At 68.7% G+C, this 17,866-nt stretch carries 16 protein-coding genes and 1 riboswitch; of the genes, 7 read left to right on the forward strand and 9 right to left on the reverse strand.

What is annotated here, in order from left to right:
- Nucleotides 1–38 precede the first annotated feature (38 nt).
- From cobJ to cobG, 4 genes are read right to left on the reverse strand one after another with little or no spacing between them, the layout of a single operon-like run.
- Nucleotides 39–1,766, reverse strand: a complete 1,728-nt coding sequence (cobJ, locus tag SB764_RS29975; protein WP_410865865.1) for a precorrin-3B C(17)-methyltransferase — start codon at nt 1,764–1,766, stop codon at nt 39–41.
- A complete protein-coding gene (locus SB764_RS29980; protein ID WP_074986657.1) occupies nt 1,763–2,518 on the reverse strand; it encodes a precorrin-2 C(20)-methyltransferase in 756 nt (251 codons plus the stop codon). The genes cobJ and SB764_RS29980 overlap by 4 nt, the downstream gene beginning before the upstream one ends.
- Nucleotides 2,519–3,145, reverse strand: a complete 627-nt coding sequence (locus SB764_RS29985; protein WP_065059500.1) for a precorrin-8X methylmutase — start codon at nt 3,143–3,145, stop codon at nt 2,519–2,521.
- On the reverse strand, nt 3,145–4,533 hold the full coding sequence (cobG, locus tag SB764_RS29990) for a precorrin-3B synthase (protein ID WP_410865866.1): 1,389 nt from the start codon (nt 4,531–4,533) through the stop codon (nt 3,145–3,147). Before cobG ends, SB764_RS29985 begins: the two co-directional genes overlap by 1 nt.
- A 96-nt stretch (nt 4,534–4,629) precedes the next feature.
- Nucleotides 4,630–4,824: riboswitch (cobalamin riboswitch) on the reverse strand.
- 62 nt (nt 4,825–4,886) lie between these two features.
- Here cobG and cbiE point away from each other — a divergent pair.
- The 5 genes from cbiE to SB764_RS30015 all read left to right on the forward strand — a co-directional run bounded on the left by cbiE (nt 4,887) and on the right by SB764_RS30015 (nt 8,637).
- Nucleotides 4,887–6,119: a precorrin-6y C5,15-methyltransferase (decarboxylating) subunit CbiE gene (cbiE, locus tag SB764_RS29995; protein ID WP_183039386.1), complete on the forward strand. Its 1,233-nt coding sequence runs from the start codon at nt 4,887–4,889 to the stop codon at nt 6,117–6,119.
- Complete coding sequence (locus SB764_RS30000; RefSeq protein WP_410865867.1) at nt 6,116–6,880, forward strand: cobalt-precorrin-6A reductase; 765 nt, start codon at nt 6,116–6,118, stop codon at nt 6,878–6,880. The genes cbiE and SB764_RS30000 overlap by 4 nt, the downstream gene beginning before the upstream one ends.
- Nucleotides 6,877–7,608 carry a precorrin-4 C(11)-methyltransferase gene (gene cobM / locus SB764_RS30005; protein WP_110328392.1) on the forward strand — a complete coding sequence of 244 codons (732 nt, stop codon included), beginning with the start codon at nt 6,877–6,879 and terminating at the stop codon, nt 7,606–7,608. Before SB764_RS30000 ends, cobM begins: the two co-directional genes overlap by 4 nt.
- Nucleotides 7,609–7,747: 139 nt before the next feature.
- Complete coding sequence (locus SB764_RS30010; protein ID WP_244144440.1) at nt 7,748–8,101, forward strand: type II toxin-antitoxin system PrlF family antitoxin; 354 nt, start codon at nt 7,748–7,750, stop codon at nt 8,099–8,101.
- Nucleotides 8,098–8,637 (forward strand): type II toxin-antitoxin system YhaV family toxin, encoded by a 540-nt coding sequence (locus SB764_RS30015; RefSeq protein ID WP_410865868.1) that lies wholly within the window; start codon nt 8,098–8,100, stop codon nt 8,635–8,637. The genes SB764_RS30010 and SB764_RS30015 overlap by 4 nt, the downstream gene beginning before the upstream one ends.
- Before the next feature lie 59 nt (nt 8,638–8,696).
- Here SB764_RS30015 and SB764_RS30020 read toward each other — a convergent pair whose 3' ends face one another.
- Both SB764_RS30020 and SB764_RS30025 read right to left on the reverse strand, forming a co-directional pair.
- Nucleotides 8,697–10,172 (reverse strand): sodium:solute symporter family protein, encoded by a 1,476-nt coding sequence (locus SB764_RS30020; protein WP_410865869.1) that lies wholly within the window; start codon nt 10,170–10,172, stop codon nt 8,697–8,699.
- Complete coding sequence (locus tag SB764_RS30025) at nt 10,169–10,396, reverse strand: DUF3311 domain-containing protein (protein WP_065059507.1); 228 nt, start codon at nt 10,394–10,396, stop codon at nt 10,169–10,171. Before SB764_RS30025 ends, SB764_RS30020 begins: the two co-directional genes overlap by 4 nt.
- A gap of 258 nt (nt 10,397–10,654) precedes the next feature.
- Here SB764_RS30025 and SB764_RS30030 point away from each other — a divergent pair, with 258 nt between their 5' ends.
- Both SB764_RS30030 and SB764_RS30035 read left to right on the forward strand, forming a co-directional pair.
- Nucleotides 10,655–11,335: a MarC family protein gene (locus tag SB764_RS30030; protein WP_065059508.1), complete on the forward strand. Its 681-nt coding sequence runs from the start codon at nt 10,655–10,657 to the stop codon at nt 11,333–11,335.
- A gap of 61 nt (nt 11,336–11,396) precedes the next feature.
- Nucleotides 11,397–12,230: a class II glutamine amidotransferase gene (locus tag SB764_RS30035; protein ID WP_074986651.1), complete on the forward strand. Its 834-nt coding sequence runs from the start codon at nt 11,397–11,399 to the stop codon at nt 12,228–12,230.
- Between the two features lie 40 nt (nt 12,231–12,270).
- Here the strand turns inward: SB764_RS30035 and SB764_RS30040 are convergent, their stop codons facing one another.
- From SB764_RS30040 to treF, 3 genes are all read right to left on the reverse strand, one after another.
- Complete coding sequence (locus SB764_RS30040) at nt 12,271–14,301, reverse strand: PAS domain S-box protein (protein WP_080180678.1); 2,031 nt, start codon at nt 14,299–14,301, stop codon at nt 12,271–12,273.
- Nucleotides 14,302–14,401: 100 nt separating this feature from the next.
- The gene (locus SB764_RS30045) at nt 14,402–15,373 is read right to left on the reverse strand and encodes a glycosyltransferase family 2 protein (protein ID WP_065059510.1); all 972 of its coding nucleotides are present in this window, start codon (nt 15,371–15,373) and stop codon (nt 14,402–14,404) included.
- Between the two features lie 468 nt (nt 15,374–15,841).
- Nucleotides 15,842–17,608 carry an alpha,alpha-trehalase TreF gene (gene treF, locus SB764_RS30050; RefSeq protein ID WP_410865885.1) on the reverse strand — a complete coding sequence of 589 codons (1,767 nt, stop codon included), beginning with the start codon at nt 17,606–17,608 and terminating at the stop codon, nt 15,842–15,844.
- Between the last annotated feature and the right edge of the window lie 258 nt (nt 17,609–17,866).

Here is a 17,866-nt window from a genome sequence, read left to right on the forward strand (position 1 = left end):
CAAAACTTCAGTGCGGACTCAACGAGTCGCCTTGCGATTTATTCCGCATAGAAACGCGGCGTGTAGACCCATTCGCGCAGCGCTTCCTGCGCGCCGCCGCGCGGGAAGCCGCGCGTGGTCGAGGAACCGACGATCACCATCGTGCGCATATCGACATCCGACGATTGCAGTTCGCCGAGCGTCGTCGTGCGCAGCGTCTCGCCTGGGCGGCCGACGTCGCGGCCCAGCACCACGCGCGTCTCGGGCGAGCGCACCGCGCGCACGATCTCCAGCGCGCGGTCGAGCTGCCACGGACGCGCGCGCGAGATCGGGTTGTAGAACGCCATCACGAGGTCCGCGAGCGCGGCGTGATGCAGACGCTTTTCGATTACCGACCACGGCTTCAGATTGTCCGAGAGCGAGAGCATGCAGAAGTCGTGGCCGAGCGGCGCGCCGGCCTGAGCGGCGGTCGCGAGCGCGGCCGAGACGCCCGGCACGATCTGTAGTTCGACGCGCTGCCAGCGCGGATCGTCGGCGCCTTCGAGCGCTTCGAGCACGGCGGCGGCCATCGCGAACACGCCGGGATCGCCCGACGACACCACGGCCACATGGCGGCCTTCGCACGCGAGTTCGAAGGCGTGACGCGCGCGCTGCAATTCCTCGCGGTTGTCGGTGGCGTGGCGGCGCTGGCCGGGGCGCGGCGGGCCGGCCATGTCCACGTACGTCGCATAACCGACGATGTCGGTGGCGTCGTCGAGCGCGGCGCGCGCCATCGGCGTGAGCAGGTCGGCGCGGCCCGGCCCGAGGCCGAGCACCGTGAGCTTGCCGCGCGCCTGGCCGAGCGTGGCCGCGTCGAGCGGCGCGCGCGCGACGGCGAGCGCGATGCCGTGCGCGTCGTCGGCGTGCGGCGTGGCGTCGTGCAGTTTCAGGGCGTCGATCAGGTGCGCGGCACGCGCGTGATCCGCGTCATGGGCGAGATCGACGAAACGCAGCGGCACGCGCAGCACCGTCGCCGCCTGCGTGAGCGACGCGTCGCCCATCAGCGCGGCGGGCGCGAGCAGCGCCGCGAGCGAGGCCGTCGCGAGACCGTGCTCGTCGAGCGCGGCCTGCACGTGATCCGCGAGCCGTTCGTGCGCGGCGCGCACGGCGGCCACGACGCTGCGCGGATGAATCACGAGTTGCGCGGGATCGCCGTCCCAGACGTGCGGACTCACGCGGATCGCATGCGCGGCCGCAGCGTCGCGCGGCAGATCGACGTGATCGAGCCAGGGCGCGTCGCCTTCGATGCGCGTGGCGTCGCCCGCGAGCAGATCGGACACGAAACGTTTGCCCTGCGCGAGACTCGACAGCGCATAACCGTCGGGCGGATTGAGCAGGCAGGTGCCGAAGCGCAGCTCGCCGCTCGTCGTGATGGCGGGCGCGATGCCGAGCGCCGCGCCGATCTCGCGCGCCATCACGTTCACGCCGGTCAGGCCGCCGAGCAGCGGCACGACCGCGCTGCCGTCCTCGGCGAGCGCGAGCACGGGCGGCTCCGCGCCCTTGTTCGCGAGCAGCGCCGCGAGGCAGCGGATCACGATGCCCGCCGCGCACAGCGCGACGAGCGGCGTGCCGCGCCGGTACAGCTCGCGCAGATGCTCGCCGAGTTCGCTGAACGCGATGTCGCCCGGCGCGCGGTCTTGCAGCGCATGAATCTGCGCGCCCGCGTAGCACGCCTTCACGCGCTGCGCGGTGGCGAGCGCGCCCGGGCCGAGCACGATCACGGCGGGCGCGCGCAGTTCGGCGTTCATGCTTGCCATTTTTCCCCCGGCACCACGAGCAGCGAAAAATACGGCGAGGCCATCGGATCGACATCGTCGAGCGGCACGATGCGCTGGTTCGCCATGGTCGCGCGCTCGACGTAGAGCGCGCGCTTCGCGAGCCCGAGATCGGCGAGCACGCGGCGCACTTTCTCGAAGTTGCGGCCGAGCTTCATGATGACGGCGGCGTCCGCGTCGGCGAGACGGCGGCGCAGTTGATCCTCGGGCAGCACGCCCGAGAGCACCGCGAGACTCTGGTTGCGGTACACGAGCGGCGAGCCGAGCACCGCCGCGCCGCCGAGCATCGAGCACACGCCGGGCACGACGTCGACTTCGTAGCGCGCGGCGAGGCGGTCGTGCAGATACATGTACGAGCCGTAGAAGAACGGATCGCCTTCGCAGATCACGGCCACGTCGCGGCCCGCGTCGAGATGCGCGGCCACGGTGCGCGCCGCGTCGTCGTAGAAGTCGGCGATGATGGTCTCGTACGAGAGCGGCGGTTCGAGCGTTTCGGTCGTGACCGGATAGACGAGCGGCAGGCGCTCCTGCTCCGGGCCGAGATGCGCTTCGACGATGCCGAACGCGTTGCCCTTCTTGCCCTTGGCGACGAAGTAGGCGAGCACGGGCGCGGCCTTGAGCAGCCGCAGCGCCTTCAGCGTGAGCAGTTCGGGATCGCCGGGACCGACGCCGATGCCGTACAGCCGGCCGGTGCGCGGCGTGGGATTCGGTTCGTGCTCGAACATTTATTCGATCTCCGAAGCGAGTGCGTTGACGGCGGCGGCGGCCATCGCGCTGCCGCCGCGCCGCCCGTGGACGACCACGAACGGCACGCCGAGCGTCGAGGCAGCGAGCGCGGCTTTCGATTCCGCCGCGCCGACGAAGCCCACGGGCATGCCGAGGATCAGCGCGGGGCGCGGCGCGCCGGCCGCGATCATGTCGAGCAGATAGAACAGCGCCGTGGGCGCGTTGCCGATCGCGACGACGCTGCCTTCGAGATGCGGACGCCACAGTTCGAGCGCGGCGGCCGAACGCGTGTTGCCGAGTTCGCGCGCGAGCGCGGGCACGGATGGATCGTCGAGCGTGCAGATCACGGCGTTGTCGGCGGGCAGGCGCGCGCGCGTGACGCCGAACGCGACCATTTTGGCGTCGCAGAGAATCGGCGCGCCGTGCGCGAGCGCGCGGCGGCCGGCGTCGCCCGCGCCCGGCGAGAACGCGAGGTCGGCGGCGACGTCGACCATGCCGCAGGCGTGAATCACGCGCACGGCGAGTTTTTCGAGGTCGGCGGGAATGTGCGCGAGATCGGCTTCGGCGCGGATCGTCGCGAACGATTCGCGATAGATCGCCTGGCCGTCGCGGATGTAATCAGACATCAAAAAGGCTCCGGGGCGCGCTGCGCGATGGTGTGCGCGGCGGCGTCGAGGGTCAGGTGGCGCGCGACGAGGCGGCCGAAACCGGCTGCGCTCGCGTCGCGCTCGTAAAGGTCGTAATGCGCCGGCGCGGCGGCCAGCAGCGTGAACGGCGCGCGGTGCGCGGCGGCGCAGGAGCGCTCGCAGCCGCTCAGGTGCGCCTGCACGTGCGGCGGCAGATGCGGCGCGAGGCGCAGCGCGTCGGCCTTGGTGTCGGCGCGGCTTTTCGCGCAACCCGCCGAGCCCGTGCAGGCGATCGTGCGCGCGAGCGGATCGGCGGCGTCGACGCTCAGGCCGAGCGCGCGCAGGGCGTCGAGCACGGGCATCAGCGCCGCGCGCGCGACGTGCGGCACGAGCGCGCCTTGCCACGGCGTGATGCGCAGCGTGGCGTCGCCGTGGCGTTCGGCGAGGTCGGCGAGCGCGTCGAGCGTGGCGGCGTCGAGGCGCGCGAGCGGCGGTTGCGCGCCGACGTAGCCGTCGCCGTTCGCGTGCAGCGCGTGCGCGCCCAGGCGTCGCGTGAGATCGACGCGCGGGCGCTGCCAGTTCGCGGGCGCGTGGTGATCGGCGGCGGGCTGTGGCGTCGGGATCGCGAAATCGGCATGACGTTGCGCGGCGTCGAGCAATGCAGCGGCGCCGTGCGAGGCGATCACGTCGCGCATGCGCAATTGATCGGGCGCGGCGAGATCGAGAAACGCATGCAGCAGCGCGCGGATCAGCGCCTGAACGTGCGTGGCGGCGATGGAGCCGGTCGCGCCGTCGTCCGGACAACCGGCGAGACCGAACGCGAAACGCGTTGCGTCGCCTTCGCGCGTGGCCGCGAGCCAGATATCGTGCGGATGATCGAGCGCCGCGAGTGACTCGCCGCCGTCGATCAGCAGGGCGAATTTCGGCGACAGCGCGGCGAAGCGCGGCTCGTTTTGCAGCATCGCGACGAGCGGCGCGGCGAGCGTCGTGGTGTCGAACAGCGCGTGCGGATCGAGGCCCGCGAGCGGGCTCAGCATCAGATTGCGCAACTCGTCGGCGGCGCACAGATTCGCGGGCGTCTGCACGCCGTTCGCGGGGCCGAGGCCGCCGGCGATCAGCGCGGCCGTGAGCGCCGCTTCCTGGCCCGCGCGGACGCCGCGAATCTGCACGTTGGCGCGGTTGGTCAGTTCGAGCGTGCCGTCGGCATCAGTGCGCGCCGCGTGCGCGATGGCGCGCGCCTGGGCGGCGCTCAGCACGCCGCCGGGCAGACGGATGCGGCACAGTCCGCCGTCACGCGCCGCGACGACGCGCACGAGCCCCGGACACGCCGAGCGGCGCGCCTCGGCAAGCGTGGCAGGGGACGAAGCGGGCTGCGAATCGTAATTCAAGGGACACCGTGGTTGCGTCGCGCGAGTCGGAGCGCCCCGGCGCGGTGCGCTGGCGGGACGATGGCCGCCGGTACACCCCGCCCGGCATGGGCTCGCACGAACAGTCGTTCGGCCGGCAGGTCTCCTGGCTCGCAGGTCGGCGGCCGCATCGGCCTTCCCGGTAAAACCAGTGGCTCGGGTGGATGCGGTCTCGCTGCTCACAGTCGCGGGGGCGGCCACAGTTTTGCTGTGTTCCCTTTTATGCCGTCGAGGTTTTCAGGCCCGTCCGGCGCCGGCGGAAGCGGTATTATGCCCGTTTTCCAGCGTGCTCCGCGAGACGAAACGGCGCGCGCGCAACCCGGAACGGAGATCGGATGCAGGGCAGGCGGGCGTGGCTGACGGTGATCGGCATAGGCGACGACGGATACGCGGGACTCGGACGCGCCGCGCGGCGCGCGCTGTTCGAGGCGGATGTCGTGACGGGCGGCGAGCGTCATCTCGCGATGCTGCCCGCGCGCGTGGGGGCGCGCCGCGAGGCCTGGCCGCAGCCGTTCAGCGTCGCGCCGCTGCTGGCGCTGCGCGAATCGTCGCAATCGCAGTCGCGCGTATGCGTGCTCGCGAGCGGCGATCCGATGTGCTTCGGCGTGGGCGCGACGCTCGCGCGTCATGTGCCGATCGATGAAATGGCGGTGCTGCCCGCGCCGTCGTCGCTGTCGCTAGCGGCGGCGCGGCTCGGCTGGGCCTTGCAGGACGTGGCGGCGGTGTCGCTCGTCGGCCGTCCGCTCGACGCGCTGCGCCGCCATCTGTTCGCGCGCTCACGCGTGCTTGCGCTGAGCGCCGACGGCCGCACGCCCGCCGCGCTCGCGGCGCTGCTCGCCGCGCAGGGTTTCGGCGCGACGCGCCTGAGCGTGTTCGAGCATCTGGGCGGTGCGCTCGAACGTCGCATCGAAGGCCGCGCCGATGCGTGGCAAGTGGACGAATGCGCCGCGCTCAATCTGGTCGCGTTCGAATGCGAGGCCGACGACGCCCGGCGTGCCGATGCCTGGACGCTCACACCCGGCCTGCCCGACGACGCCTTCCAGCACGACGGCCAGCTCACCAAGCGCGATGTGCGCGCGCTCACGCTCGCGCGCCTCGCGCCGACGCCGGGCGCGCTGCTCTGGGACGTGGGCGCGGGCAGCGGCTCGATCGGCATCGAATGGATGCGCGCGCATCCCGCTTGCCGCGCGATCGCGATCGAAGCGAACGCGCAGCGTCAGCGCTTCATCGAGCACAACCGTAACGCGCTGGGCGTGCCCGCGCTGCAACTGGTGGCGGGCCGCGCGCCCGATGCGCTCGCGGGCCTCGCCGCGCCGGACGCCGTGTTTATCGGCGGCGGCGTGACGGTGCCGGGCGTGCTCGACGCCTGCTGGGAACGGCTCGCGCCGGGCGGGCGGCTGGTCGCCAACGCGGTGACCGTGCAGAGCGAGGCGGCGCTCGTCGCGTGGCGCGCGCAGCACGGCGGCACGCTCACGCGCATCGGCATCGGCGAGGCGGAACCGCTCGGGCGTTTCGATACCTGGCGCCAGGCGCTGCCCGTCACGCTCTACGACGTGCGCAAGCCATGAGCGCGCGCGCGCCTCGTCTCCTGTTGCTCGGCGGCACCGGCGACGCGCTGCGCATCGCGCGCACGCTCGCGCCCGAGCATGTGTACAGCCTCGCGGGTCTGGGCCGCGTGCCCGCCGATCTCGCGTGCGCCGTGCGCGTGGGCGGCTTCGGCGGCGCGCCAGGACTCGCGCGCTATCTCGCCGACGAAGCGATCTCGCTCGTGCTCGACGCCACGCATCCGTACGCCGCGCGCATCAGCGCGAACGCGGCGCAGGCATGCGCCGACGCGCGCGTGCCGTACTGGGCGCTGCGCCGCGCGCCGTGGCAGCCGGAAGCGGCCGACGATTGGCGTTTCGTCGACGGCTGGACCGGCGTGACGGACGCGCTCGCACCGTTCGCGCGTCCGCTGTTCACGCTGGGCCGCGAACCGCTCGCGCATCTCGACGAGATTCCCGCGCATCAGCACTGGACGATCCGCTGTCTCGATGCACATCCCGGCCACGCGCGCGCCGAGGTGATCGACGCGCGCGGGCCGTTCACGCCCGAAGGCGAGCGCGCGCTGTTCGCGGCGGGGCGCTTCGATGTGATCGTCAGCAAGAACAGCGGCGGGGCGGCCACCGAAGCGAAGCTCGCGGTCGCGCGCGAACGCGGCTTGCCCGTGGTGATGATGCGGCGTCCGACGCTGCCGTCCGCACAGCGCGAATTCGACGCGCCGCAAGAGGCCATCGACGCGCTCCGAGCTTTCGATTCACCGATTAACACGCAGGATTTGAACGCATGACCGTCTACTTTATCGGCGCGGGTCCGGGCGATCCCGAACTGATCACCGTGAAGGGCCAGCGCCTCGTGCGCACGTGTCCCGTGATTCTCTACGCGGGCTCGCTCGTGCCGCCCGCCGTGCTCGACGGCCACCGCGCGCAGCAGGTGGTGGACACCGCGCCGCTCACGCTCGACGAGATCGTCGCGCTGCTTGATGGTGCGCATCGCGCCGGACACGACGTCGCGCGCGTGCACTCGGGCGATCCGTCGCTGTACGGCGCGATCGGCGAGCAGATCCGCCGTTTGCGGGAACTCGGGATTCCTTATGAAATCGTGCCGGGCGTCACCGCGACGGCGGCCTGCGCCGCGACGCTCGGCAGTGAACTCACGCTGCCCGGCATTTCGCAGACGCTGATTCTCACGCGCTACGCCACCAAGACCGCGATGCCCGAAGGCGAAGCGCTCGGCGATCTCGCGCGCCATCGCGCAACGTTGGCGATTCACCTGGGCGTGCGGCATATCGCGCGCATCGTCGAGGAACTGCGTCCGCATTATGGCGACGATTGTCCGGTGGCCGTGGTTTATCGGGCAAGCTGGCCCGACGAGGAACGCGTGACGGGCACGCTCGCGGATATCGTCGCGAAAGTGCAAGCCACCGATATCGAGCGCACGGCGCTGATTCTGGTCGGCCGCGTGCTGGGCGCGGAGGGATTCGCGGATTCGACGCTGTATGGCGCGGGGAAGCGATAAGGCCCGCATTTCCCCGCATTTGACGGGTTCGAGCGTGATTCGAGCTTGACTTGAGCGACGACAATGCAGTTGCATTGCCTAGGCAATGCAACTGCATTACCATTGCATGTATGACGAACGGATGCAATGGGAGTCGATCATGGCCTCTTCTTTTGTGCGCGACGCGGACCTGATGGTCGAGGCGGAATCCTCGCTGACCGACCGCTATCAGACTACGGTGCCGGAGCCGATCCGGCGCGCGCTGAAACTCGGCAAACGCGACAAGATTCATTACAGGGTCAAGTCGTCGGGCGAAGTCGTGATGGAGCGCGCCGCGCCCGAGGACGAAGAAGATCCCGCGTTCGCGCCGTTTCTGGATTTTCTCGCGCGCGAAATCCAGCATCGGCCGGAGACGCTGCGCTCGTTTCCGCCGGCCTACGTGGCGCGTGTCCGGACGTTGACGCAAGGCGTCGAGATCGACCTCGATGCGGCCCTTTCCCCGGATGACGAATGACCACTGCCGGGGCGGCACACGCGCAGACACCGATACTCGTGGTCAATGGATGGGCGATCTTCGCCCATCCGTGCTTTCTCGATCAGCTCGAATCGTTGTTGGAAGAAGTCGAGGCGCTCAAGCGTAAGCTGCCAGAAGATTACCTGACGAAGAACGCGACCAGGCGGCTCGCGGCCATCGCGAAGCTTGCCTGGGAACTGATCCCCGACGATCCGGAGAAGGCGGAATACCGGCAAGGCGACACCTTGGGCGATGCGCGCAAACACTGGTTCCGCGCGAAATTTTTCCAGCAATATCGCTTGTTTTTTCGCTTTCACAAACCGAGTCGAACGATCATTCTTGGCTGGGTGAACGACGATCGGACCCGGCGCGCCTATGGCTCGGCGAGCGACGCCTACCGGGTGTTCGGCAAGATGCTGGACCGCAAGCGACCGCCGGACGACTGGGACACGTTGCTGGCCGAAGCGCGCGCCGCCATGCCGGGACTGGCGAAGGCGACGGGTTCTTCGAGCGCTGCTGCGAAGTCAGCAAAATAAAAAAGGCCGTCGCAAGACGGCCTTTTTTGCATGCGGCGCCAGCCCGTCAACCCCCACCCTCAATGCGCCCCCGCATGCTCGTGATCCGCGTGCGTGCGCGGCTGCGTCACCACGCTCACGGCGGCGAGCACGACGATATTCACGCCGAGCGCCAGGAAGCCGATATTGATGTCCTTGAGCGCATCGGGCGCGAAGGGGATCAGTTGCGCGACGCTCACGTGCATCAGCGTGGTCAGCGCGACCACCAGCGCGCCCGCGAGAATCCCGCAGAACGCACCTTGTTTCGTCACGCGATTGCGCGGCGCGAGGCTGCACACCAGCGCCGGGAACAACTGCGTCACGAAGTTATAGCCCATCAGCAGGAGCGCGACGATCGTATCGCCGCCCTTGAGCGTGAAGCCGACCGCCACCAGCGCGATCACCGGCACGAACATGCGCGCGAGCCGCGCGACGCGTGCGTCGTCGGCGGTTTTCATCATCGCGCCGCGATAGACGTCGTTGGCGAGCAGCGTCGATGCCGTGGTCAGGATCATCGAGCCCGGCACGAGCGCTGTGAGCACGCCCGCCGCGCCGATCACGCCGACGAACCACGGGTCGAAGGTTTGCAGCGAAAGCCGGAACAGCGAGAGATCGATGTCGCCGCCCTTGAGGCCCGGCACCTTGAGCACGGCGGCGAATCCGCAGAAGAACACGAACAGCAGGATCAGCTGATACAGCGGCAGGATCATTGCGTTGCGGCGGAAAATGCGGTCGTCCTTCGCGGTGTAGACCGAGCCGAACGTATGCGGCCACATGAAGAAGCCAAGCGCCGTGAGCAGCACCGTCGACTGGAACCACGTCACGCTCTGGCCCTTCGCGGGGAAGGTGAGGAAGCCGGGTTTGGCGGCGTCGATGGCGCGGAACATCTCGCCGAGGCTGCCGTAATGATGGATCGGCAAATAGATGCCGAGGAACACGGCGATGGCGAGAATCATCGTGTCCTTCACGACGGAATTCCACGCGCAGCCGCGCACGCCCGAGACGATCACGTAGGCCGTCACCACGGCCGCGCCGATCCAGATGGCCGCCGTCGACGAAATCGCGCCGTACGAGGCCGTCGTCACGATGATGCCGAGGCCCTTCAGTTGCAGTACGAGATACGGCACCAGCGCGAGCACGCCCACGCACGCGACCAGCACGCCGAGCGCGGGGCTGTTGTATTTGCGCGCGAAGAAATGCGGCTGCGAAACGAGGCGGTGCTGCTTCGCGAAGCGCCAGATGGGCGGCAGCATCCAGTACGAGAGGATGTACGCGAGCGTCGCGTAAGCGAGGATGTAATAGACGGGCGCGCCCTTGCCGTACGCGAAGCCGCTGCCGCCGAGAAACGTGAACGTGGTGTAGATCTCGCCCGCCATCAGCAGGAACACGAACGCGGTGCCGAAGCTGCGTCCGCCCACCGACCACTGTTCGAGATTCATGTCGTGGCCGCGCCGCGCGCGCATGCCGAGCGCGAGCGCCACGATCGCAATCGCCACGATGATGAGAAGCGCGCTCATGATCGCACCTCGCGCGGCAGGTCGGATTCGCCGTCGAGCGCGACGCGGTTCGACGGATCGAGCCGGTAGACGATCGCCATGATCACCGAGGTCAGCACGACCCACATCACGATCCACGCCAGCACCAGCGGCATGCCGAGCACGAGCGGCTCGGTATGGTTCACGAACGGCACGCCCAGCAGGATGCCGATGAAGGGCAGGGCGGCAAGCAACCTCAGTGACATGGCGACTCCTTGGGAAGAAGGCAAACGTTGCGTCCGGGTGCGGTCCCGCCACTCTATTCCCGCGAACGCGCCCCGTAAAGCTGCCAAAAATCCCTGATCTCCCGCCTGCGGCGCGCGCCGGTGCGCGGGTATCGTTGTTGCGTCGCATCAAGCGTGCGGCGGCCCGCGCGCGGGCAGGCACCGTCGGGACACGCCGCGCATCGCTTTGGGTACACTGCACGCAGCCTGGCCCTCGTGGGGCCTTACCGGATTGCCTTCATGATCGAGAGCCTCATTTCCGACATTCTGTTCGGTTTCACCGGACTGATCAGCATCATCAACCCTATCGGCATCGCGTTCGTCTTTCTCGACCGCACCTCGACGCTCACCGACGAGGAGCGCCGCCTGCTCGCCAAGCGCGTCGCCACCAACGCCTGTTTCGTGCTGCTCGCGGCCTTTTTCGTCGGCACGCCGATCCTGCATTTCTTCGGCATTTCGATGGAGGCGCTGCGTATCGGCGGCGGTCTCGCGGTGGCCGTTTCCGGCTGGCAGATGCTCAATGCGCCCGAACCGGAGCCGCCCGTGGCGAACGATCCGGCGGTCAAGCCGGTGAGCGCGTGGTCGGCGACCGGCAAGGCTTTCTTTCCGCTGACGATTCCGCTCACCACCGGTCCCGGCTCGATTGCCACGGCCATCGCGCTGAACGCGAACCGCACGCACAAGCTGTCGGCATGGCTGCTGTCGAGCATCGCGTCGGTGGCGATTTCGGTGCTCGTGATGGTCGTGATCTATTACGTCTACAGCCGCGCCGCGCGCCTCGCGCACTATCTGGGCGTGGAAGGCACGCGCGTGGCGATGCGCGTCTCGTCGTTCCTGTTGTTGTGCATCGGCGTGCAGATCATACTCACCGGACTCACGGGTTTTCTCACGCCGATTGCCGGGCTTCACGTCGCGAACTGAGCGGGCGAAAGCGCCCGGCGCGGCCGCCCTCATCGACATCGTCAGACGAAGGAGTGACTCCATGTGCCGTTGGCTCGCCTACACGGGCAACGCCGTGCCGCTCGAAACCGTGCTGTTTCGCGCGCGCCATTCGCTGATCGACCAGAGCCTGCATTCGACGCTCGGCGCCACCACGACCAACGGCGACGGCTTCGGTCTCGGCTGGTATCAGCACCCGCATGACATTCCGTATCGCTATCGCAGCGTGCATCCGGCCTGGAACGACCGCAATCTGCGCGAACTCGCGCGCGCCGTGCAGGCGCCGATGTTCCTCGCGCACGTGCGCGCCGCGACGCATACGCCGGTGCAGGAAACCAATTGCCATCCGTTCCGGCATCGGCGCTGGATGTTCGCGCACAACGGGCTGATCGAGAGTTTTCCGCTGGTGCGGCGCGAGTTGCTGGTCGCGATCGATCCGGGCCGCTTCAATGCGCTCGAAGGCTCGACCGATTCGGAGGCGATGTTCTATCTGGCGATGACTTTCGGTCTCGAACTCGATCCCGTGCTCGCGCTCGAACGCATGGCGGGTTTCGTCGAGGCGACGGCGAAGGCGCACGGCATCGAGCCGGCGCTCAACATGACGGTGTGCGCGAGCGACGGCGAACAACTCGTGGCGGTGCGTTATTCGAGCGAGCGCAATTCGCGTTCGCTGTTTCATAGCACGTCGTTCAAGCATCTGCACGAGCTGTATCCCGACGATCCGCGCATCAATGCGGTCGGCGAGGATGCCTATCTGCTCGTCTCGGAGCCGATCGTCGATCTGCCGGACGCGTGGGCGGAAGTGCCGGAGTCCACCGCGATCGTCGTACGCGGCGCGCAGATCGAGTATCGGGATTTCGTGCCGAAAATGCCCTGAAATACGGGGCGCGAAGTACGGGCCGGGAGCGCTGTAACGCTCAGCTCGACGGCGGCAGTTCCAGCGGGCCGAGCGGCCCGAGCGGTCCCAGCGGCGCGAGCGCGGCGCGGCGCACGGCGGCGCGCGCGAGCAGCTCGTCGAACAGCGCGGCGTCCACCGGTTTGACGAGATGCATCTCGAAGCCCGCCGCGCGCGTGAGTTCGACGTCGGCGGCCTGGCCGAAACCGGTCATCGCCGCGAACAGCGTGTGCGCGAGCGGCGGGTGCGCGCGCAGAAAACGCAGCGCCGCATAGCCGTCGATCTCGGGCATGGCGATGTCGATGAGCGCGGCGTCGGGCGTGAAGTCGCTCACGCATTCGCGCGCCTGGGTGGCGCTATAGGCCACGCGCACGTCGTGGCCCTTCAACTCCAGCAGCATCGCGAGGCTGTCGGCGGAATCGCGGTTGTCGTCGACCACGAGCACGCGCAGCGGCGCGGCCGCGTCGTGCGCGCTCGCGATCGGCTCGACGGTGCTGATCAGGCCGTCGCCGAGCGGATTCGCGCCCGCGCTCTGCGCACTCGCGCGCGACAGCGGCAGGCGGATCGTGAACGTGCTGCCCATGCCGGGCCCGTCGCTCGCCGCCGAAATCGTGCCGCCGTGCAGCTCGATGAGCGAGCGGCACAGCATCAGGCCGATGCCGAGTCCGTTCTCGCTCGGTCCCGGCATCGAGCGGTCCTGGCTGAAGAGGCCGAAGATCGACTCGAAGGTGTCGGGCCGCAGGCCGCGTCCTTCGTCGCGCACCTGGATCTGCACCGTGCGCGCCGCGCTCTGCGTGTCGATGACGATGCGGCTCTCGTCGGGCGAAAACTTCGAGGCGTTGTGCAGCAGATTCTGCAGCACCTGCACGAGGCGCGTGTGGTCGCCGGTCATGGCGATCGGCGCGTCGGGCATATGCACGTCGACGCGCTGGCGGCGCGCCGCCGTGAAGGGCCGCGCGGCATCGACGGCATGGCGCATCACTTCGCAGAGATCGAGCGGCGCCTCGCGCAATTCGATCTTGCCGGAGGTGATGCGGCCCACGTCGAGCAAATCGTCGACGAGCCGCGTGAGATGCACGATCTGCCGGTCGATCAGATCGCGCGCCTGGTCGATTTCGGGGCTCGCGCCCGGCATCAGCCGCATCGTGGCGATGGCGTTGCGCACCGGCGCGAGCGGATTGCGCAGCTCGTGCGCGAGCATGGCGAGGAACTGCTTCATCTGCTCGCTCGAATGCTCGAGTTCGTCGGTGCGGCGGCTTTCGGTCATATCGCGCGTGACCTTGGCGAAACCGGTCAGGCGACCGTGCATGTCGTGAATGGCCGTGAGCGTGACGTTGGCCCAGAACATCGAGCCGTCCTTGCGCACGCGCCAGCCTTCGTTGATGCAGCGCCCCATTTCGGCGGCGCGGCGCAGTTCGCGCTCGGGCGCGCCGGCGGCGGCTTCCTCGGGCGGATAGAACACGGAAAAATGCTGACCGACGATTTCGGCGGGGCGATAGCCCTTGAGGTTGGTCGCGCCGCTGTTCCAGCTCACCACGCGGCCTTGCGGGTCGAGCATGAAGATTGCGTAATCGCTGACGCTTTCGACCAGCAGGCGAAAGCGTTCTTCCGACAGGCGCAGCGCCTCGACCTGGCGGCGCTCGGCCGTGAGGTCGCGCGTGACCTTGGCGAAGCCGGCGAGCGAGCCGTCCTGTTCGCGCAGCGCCGTGATCACGACGTTGGCCCAGAACATCGAGCCGTCCTTGCGCACGCGCCAGCCTTCGTCGTTGAAGCGCCCGTGCAGCGCGGCCTGTTCGAGCTCGTGCTCGGGCCAGCGGCGGCCGTTGGCTTCGTCGGTGTAAAAGCGCGAGAAATGCTGACCGATGATCTCGTGGGCCTCGTAGCCCTTGATGCGCGCCGCGCCGTTGTTCCAGCTCACGACGTAGCCGCGCGGATCGAGCAGGAAGATCGCGTAGTCCTCGATCGGCTGCACGAGCGCTTCGAAGCGGCGTCCGCTATGGCCTTCGGCGGCGAGGCCTGAGTCGGGTTGCAGGGCGGAGCCGGACGTCGTCATGGTCCTTGTTTCGCGTTGAGGTCTCTCAGATGATCGGGGCGCGCAAGGCGCGCGCCCGCGGCCGGCGCCCCTTGCCGGGGCGGCACTGTTCGCGCGCAGCTTACCACGCACGCTGGCCCGCGCGGTCGTACTTTTCGGCCACGGCGGGAATGCCGGCGCGCACCTGGCGCTCGGCGCGGCGTACCTGGCGGGTGAGCTGTACCACATGCGCGGGCACGCGGCGGCGGCGTCCGAGGGTCCAGAACACGCCGCGCAGCAGCGCGAAACCGGCGGGTCCGAGCGAGCGCTGACGCGCGAACACGGCCAGCGCGCGGCCGGTGGCGGCGAGCGCGTCGCGCATCGGCAGACGCATCCAGGCGACCCACGCGGCGTTGCGCGCGAGCGCGCAGTGCTGCGCGCGCGTGAAGCCGCGATAGAGCGGTTCGCGATGCGCAAGCGCCTGCTCGCAATAGACGATCGCATGGCCGGCGGCCAGCAGGTCGAGCGCGGCCAGTTCCTCCGCGCCGCCGTGCGAGAGGCGCGTTTCATAGCCGCCGAGCGCGCGGAACACGGCGGTGCGGACAATGCACGCGCCCGCCATGTAGCCCGCGAGCGTGGGGCCGGGCGGCTCGTCGGCGGCGGGCGAGGTGGCGTGCAGCATCAGGCAGGCCGGGTGGATTTCGCGTTCGTCGTCGCCGACGACGCGGGCATTGAGCACGGCGACCTGCGGATGCTCGTCGAGCAGCAGCGCCGCGCGCGCGAGCGCGCCGGGCGCGAACCACGTGCTGTCGTCGCAGCAGGCGACGTACTCGGTCGGCGCGAGCGAAATGGCGCGATTGAAGCCCGCCATGCCGAGGTCGCCGAGCGCCTGAACGATGCGGACCTGCGGAAACAGCGACGCAAGCAGGCCGACGGTGGAATCGGTCGAGCCGTTGTCGGCGACGATCACGTAGGGGCGTTCGGGCAGCGCGGTGAGGCGCGCGACGGTGTCGATGGTCTGGCGCACGTGATTGCGCGTGAGCACGACCACGGTGACGCGCGGTCCTGTGCGGGGACCGGGTTCGGCGGCGGAGGCGGGATCGGAGACGTTCATGGCGGTTCGGACGGCGCAAGCCGGCTGCCAGTGTGCAGATTGCTCTGCGGTCATGAGGTCGAGCATACGCCGAAGGCGCGCTGTATGCACGCTGCGGCCGGTTTGGCGCGGTGGCGTGGGCGCGTCGCACATCGCGCTGCACGGACGCGGTGCATGGGCCGATGCTGCATTGCGGGGCGTTTTTGCGTGCCGAGCCGTGCGGACCCGTGCAGACAGATACGGCGCGCGGCCCGAATCGTTTCAGATTGTGGCGTGGATGGCGCGGCGTCTGTTCGCTGCTACGCGTTGCGGTGCGAACGGCGCTTGGGCTGGATTGATCGGCGATTCATGCGCATCAGTCCGCATCAGTCCGCGCCAATTGCGCGCGGCGATTTCGTCGAGATGCGCGAACAGGTCGGCGGGATCCTCGTAGACGCGCCGATTCGCTTGTGCGAGATCGGCGCGAATCAGCGTGAATCGGTGCCCGAATCACTGAGCCGGAATCGTCGCGCCTTCCGTATGCGGATACATCACGAGCAGCGCGCGCAGCACGCCGTTGGTCCAGCCGAAGCCGTCCTGCAGCGGATATTCGCCGCCGCCCGCCGACGACGCCTTCGCGGCCGCCGCGCTCACGTCGTACTTTTCGACGAGCTTGACGGTGCGTCGGTAATAGACGAGGTCGGTCGCGATCCAGCGCGTGGCGATGGTCTGCGCGAGCGCGCGTTCGCCGTAGCGGCGCAACCCGGCGATCGCGAGATATTGCAGCGGCGCCCAGCCGTTCGGTTCGTCCCATTGCTGGCCGCTCGACACCTGCGTGGTGGCGAGTCCGCCCGGCCGCAGCAGCCCCGCGCGCACGGCGGCGGCCACCTGGCGCGCCTGCGCACGCGTGGCGACGCCCGTGTAGAGCGGATAGACCGTCGCCGCCGTCAGCCGGTGCGTGAGCGTGTGATGCACGAAATCGTAGTCGCTGAACGCGTGCAGTTGCGGGTCCCAGAGCACGCGTTCGATGGCCGCGCTGCGTTGTTGCGCGCGCCGGGTCATCGCCTGGGCTTGCGCGGCGTCGCCCTTCAGGCCATAGGCTTTCGCGAGCGTGCGTTCGAGATCGACGAGCAGCGCGTTGAGATCGACGGGCACGAGCGAGGTGATGTCGATGGTCGCGAGCGTGTGGTTGTCGGCGAACCAGCGCGAGCTGAAATCCCAGCCGGTTTCGCCGCCCGCGCGCAGATTGCGCCACAGGTCGGCGGCGTCGCGCTGCGGCGCGGCCTGGGCCGTCAGCACGTCTTCGCGGTAAGACTCGTCGCGCGGCGTGGCGCGCGCGTCCCAGTAGCGGTTGAGCAGCGTGCCGTCCGCGAGACGCACGACGTGCTGCGCGGCTTCGCCGGGCTTGAGCGTGTCCGCGCCCGCCATCCAGTAGTCGTATTCCTTGCGCAGTTCCGGCAGATAGCGCACATAGACGGCGTCGCCGTCGCGCTGTGCGACGAGCGCCACCATCTGCGCGAAAAAGGGCGGCTGCGAGCGGCTCAGGTAATAGGTGCGATTGCCGTTCGGAATGTGGCCGTAGCGGTCGATGAGCGTGGCGAAATTGTCGAGCGTGTCGCGCGTGAGATCGTGCCGCCCGCTCGCTTCCAGGCCGAGCATGATGAAGTACGAATCCCAGTAGTAAATCTCGTTGAAACGGCCGCCCGGCACCACGTACGGATTCGGCAGCGGCAGTAGCGACGAATAGGGTTGCTGTCCCGCGTCGGGGTTGCGGCGCAGCACGTCCCAGAGCGTGTCGATATGGCTCACGACGTTCTGGTTCGGATCGGCGACATAGCTGTCGGTGGCGACTTTCGCGGCGGAAAAATGCTGCTCGACGAACTGCCGCAGCGCGGTTTTACGCGCATCGGCGTCGGTGATGTTCGCGTGCTCGGTGCGCCAGCTTGCGTAGGCCTCGACGATGTTGGCGGGCGCTTCGTTTGGCGTCATGTCCGCGAACGTTTTGCTGTCCGGATAGACCTGCGCAAGTTCGACGTCGCGATAAAGCTGGCCGTAAAGCTCGGACGGCGGCAGCGGCAGAGCGGTCGTTTCCTGCGCGGTTTGCGGTGCTGTTTGCACCGTTGCGGCCGCGGCGGTTTGCGACGCCGTTTGCGGTGCTGTTTGCGTCGCTGTTTGCGCGAACACCGCGCCGTGTGCGCCGCATCCGAGTGCGAGCGCGATGCAGAGCGCGGCGGCGCGGTGTTTCAGCTTCGTGTGCGTTTGTTTCCGATCGGAAATTGGGAAAACACGCGGAAAAACTTCGTTGACGGCAAGGCGACGAGAGGCGAACGAATTCGGCATGGCGTTGAGATTGTTTTTCGAAGTGGTCGGTAACAAGGCGTTGGCGCGCTGCAGCAAATTCCATTCCGTCCGACGCGTGCGCGCCGCGCGTGTTCGGCCTGCGTTTCGGCCCGTTATTCGCAATCGAGATAGTCCCTATTCTCGATATCGCGTTGCGCGATATCGCCTGCGCCCGCCAAACTTGCGCAAAATCAA

The organism is Paraburkholderia sp. SIMBA_027, assembly GCF_046535315.1.
Classification (GTDB): Bacteria; Pseudomonadota; Gammaproteobacteria; order Burkholderiales; family Burkholderiaceae; genus Paraburkholderia; species Paraburkholderia tropica.